1 protein-coding gene and 1 pseudogene are annotated in these 3,653 nt (G+C 64.8%); both read left to right on the top strand.

Annotated features, from left to right (window positions below):
- Positions 1-492: 492 nt before the first annotated feature.
- A complete protein-coding gene (locus MHZ91_RS28130) occupies positions 493-2,886 on the top strand; it encodes an autotransporter outer membrane beta-barrel domain-containing protein (RefSeq protein ID WP_239216584.1) in 2,394 nt (797 codons plus the stop codon).
- 400 nt (positions 2,887-3,286) lie between these two features.
- Positions 3,287-3,653, top strand: a pseudogene (locus MHZ91_RS28335) (hypothetical protein); the annotation flags it as partial.

The following is a 3,653-nucleotide window of genomic DNA, read 5'->3' as shown; positions in this document are numbered from 1 at the left end:
GTCAGCGACGGCGGCCGGGGCGGTAATGGGTCCGGAGGAGAAGGCGGCGGCGCTGGCGGGGGCGGAGGGGGCGGCGCGGATATCAACCCCGGCGGGATCGATGGAACGGGCTACGGCGGTAATGGCGGCAATGGGGGTGAAAATGGCATGCCAGGTGGCGGCGACGTCCCGGGTACCTCTCCCTATGCAGGTGGCGGTGGCGGTGGCGGCGGTACCTACACCAACGGCGGGTCGGCGGGCCAAGGGTTATTCAATAGCCAAAGTCCGGGTGTAGGCGGCTCGGGCGGTATGGCTGGCGGTGAGGCCGGCGTAGACGGTGGCCGAGCAAATCCAGGAACGGCATTGGAAGGATGGGGTGGGGGCGGCGGAGGCGGCGGGGCCGCCGGCGGATCTGGCGGCAATGGCGGGCGTGGGTCCGGATTCGAAGGGGGGCCTCCAGGCGGCGCTGGCGGCAACAGCGGTCACGGTGTCTATGTCACCGGCGCCAACACCATGATCATCAATTCCGGAACGATATCTCAAGGGCCGGCGAACCAGAACACCGCCATCAAGTATTCAGCCACGGCTCGCGATTCCACGCTTGTTCTGCAAGCGGGCAGCCAGATCATCGGCCTGGTCGACGCCACGGAGTCGGGCGGCAAGAATACGCTGGCTCTGGATGGCGGCGCCGCGCTGGCCTTTGACGTCAGCCAGATCGGGAGTGGCGCGCAGGCGCAATACCTGGGCTTCAATGCTTTCGAAAAAACGTCGGCCGGAACATGGACGCTGACAGGAACGCCCAGCCAGACCCTCACACCCTGGACCCTGTCGGGCGGGTGGCTCGCGATTGCCGACGACGCCATCCTGGGCGACGCGGCCGGCGCCGTCACGTTCAACGGCGGCGGACTGCAACTGGATGCCGACATCCTGACGCAGCGCGACATGCAGTTCGCGGGAGAAGGCGCGATCCGTGCGGCGGACGGCACGGTATCCGTGATGCAAGGCGCGATCACGGGATCGGGCACGCTGACCAAGACCGGCGCGGGCACGTGGATCATCGACCGCGACAATGCCTTTGCTGGCGACACGCTGATTGACGATGGCGTGCTGCAGCTCGGCACGGGTCAGGCCGCAGGATCGTTGGGGGCGGGCGCTTTCGAGAACCACGCCGTCCTGGCCATCGATCGCGCCGACGCGGTCGTCATGTCCAACGCCATATCGGGTACGGGCGAACTGCGACAGGCAGGCCCGGGCACGACCACGCTGACCGGACCGCTCACCTATACCGGTGTCACGAGGGTGGACAATGGCACGCTGGTCCTCGACGGCACGTCGTTGGGCCAGGCCGATCATGCGATCGCCCGGGTCATCGGTGCAGGCAGTGCGGGTCTGGGCCTGGCCAACGGCGCCACGCTCGAAGGTTGGGTGGATGGGCCGAGTCTTTCCATCGACGCGTCCAGCCGGTGGCACATCTTGACCGACGCGTCCAACCCCGCGCAAGGAAACCTCCTCAGCACGGTCAACGAACTCCAGCTTTCCGGCAGCGTTGCCTTTGCGCCACCCGCCGAATGGACCACCGATGCGATCGGACGCACGTTGTCCGCCAACAACCTGGCAGGGGGCGGTGGTGAAGTGCAGCTGCACATGATTCCCACCGCGGCTGGCACCGTGGATTACCTGACCTTGAACGCTGGAGCGACGGGCTTGACCAATCTGACGCTCAACGCCGAGGGCGATTTTGGCGACCCGCTTCGTGGAAACGGCTTTCTGGTGGTCAAGGCGGGCGCCAGTACGGACAACGCGTTCAGGCTCACGCCGGGACAGGCCCCCCGGGGCGGTGCGTTTCGCTATGTGTTGGCGCATGGTGCGCAGGACGGTTCGCCGGAACTCGCCAACAACTGGTACTTGATCAGCGAAGTCCGCCCCGAGGTCTCCATCTACTCGCAGTTGGGCGGGCAAGCCCTGCGGCAGTCCGAACTGGCGGTCGGCACTTTCAACGAACGTATGGGCTCCACCGAAACGCTGTCTCGGAAGGTATACCCGTTTGCCTGGGCCAGAACGCTCGGGGGTTGGGAAAACCGCGACGGCGCGTCGCGCGGCATTCTGCAATCACAGGTCGCAAGCCGCACGACGCTGGGCGGGCTGCAGGTGGGAACGGACTTGTTCGTGACCAACACGGGGATTCGCCGCAACAGCGTTGGGGTGTTCGGGACTGCGATGGTCTCGCGCGCGCAGGTGGATCATTATCAGGAATCCACGCGTTCAACGATCGATGCCGGCCGCAGCGATCAGACGATGTACGGCCTGGGCGCGTACTACACGATGATGGACGGCAAGGGCGGGTATGCCGACTTCGTCACGCAGATCAGCCGGTATGGCGTCCAAACGCAATCGAGCGGCGCGGCCGGCATGTCGCTACAAACCTCGGGATGGGGCGTGGCGCTGTCGGCCGAAGCCGGCAAGGCGTTCGACATCGGCGACGCGTCCGAAGGGCTGCGAATCGAACCGCAAGCGCAGGTGATGGTGCAGCACATCAAGCTGCGCGATAGCGATGATGACCTTGGCCGCGTGGCGCTGCCCAAATCTCATGCGCTGCATTCGCGCGTGAGCCTGAAGCTGTCGAAAGCGTGGGGCGAGCAGGACGATGCGCAGAACCACGGCTGGCTCATGCTGAGTTACCGGCACACGCTGGGGGACTCGACCAGCTCCTACCAGACGCTGACGCAAGGCGATATCGCGTTCGACAACAAGCTGGACGGATCGCGCGTGGGCCTGTCGGCGGGCTATGACCGGCGGGCGGGCAAGAACACGTTCGTCAATGTGCAGTTGAATGCCGAGCAGGGCCTGGGCGGCGAGTCGGGGTTGCTCGCCGTGGGTGGATCGGTCGGCATCAAGTATCTGTTCTAGCGAACACAGAACATCCCCCGCGTAGGCGCCCCGCCGCATAGCGGCTGCGCGGGTATTCGCCCCTTTAGGATCAGTCGTATTTCGACGGCTGGAATCGATGGCTTTGGAAGTTTGCGGGCCAACGGAGTAAACGTACTCTCGGCGAATCCTGCGTGCATACACAGAATCAATTGCGCCGACGATGGGTATCAATAATTACTTGAGATTACCCAGCCGACGTCGCGCGATGTCATTAATCGGAATTCAGCGCGCAACCGGCAAGCCCGGTGTTCCACGTTCTTAAAACCTCAAGCAGACGATTTCGCCTGGTGCAGCCCGATGCGCCGGGAGCAATTGTTTTCGTGAAGCCGCGCGTGAATCCACTACCCAGGATGAACCAGAGATGCACACGGATTCTTGCTTGGCGTTGCGACACGCACATTCGACCCCGACTCAAATCCACAAAGCGCGCGGCATCACGCTCAGGCTTTTCTTTGGCCTGTCCTTGATCTCCCTCGGCATGTCCCCGCATCCCGCTGCGCGCGCGCTGATCATCGGCGAGGCGGGCGTCGGCGGCGCGGACCTCACCTTTGGCGGCGCGTTTGGGGCAGGCTTTGGCGGAGATGGGGGCCACGCGGGTGGCAATGGTTCGTCGGGCGGAGGCAATGTCCAGAGCCCAGGGGCCAGCAAGTTTGCAGGCGGTGGCGGCGGGGGCGGTGGCACCTACACCCATGGAGGAACGCCCGGCCAGGCTTTATTCGAGAGTCAGATTTCCGGCATGGGCGGCG

The organism is Achromobacter sp. ACRQX (assembly GCF_022346505.1).
GTDB classification, from domain to species: Bacteria; Pseudomonadota; Gammaproteobacteria; order Burkholderiales; family Burkholderiaceae_B; genus Achromobacter; species Achromobacter animicus.
Note: the sequence above shows the minus strand (reverse complement) of the source record. Positions and strands in the feature narration are given on the sequence as shown.

What these genes read in the sequence shown, in the direction of transcription:
- MHZ91_RS28130 (WP_239216584.1), top strand. Translation starts at nt 493, where the DNA reads ATGATCATCAATTCCGGAACGATATCTCAAGGGCCGGCGAACCAGAAC.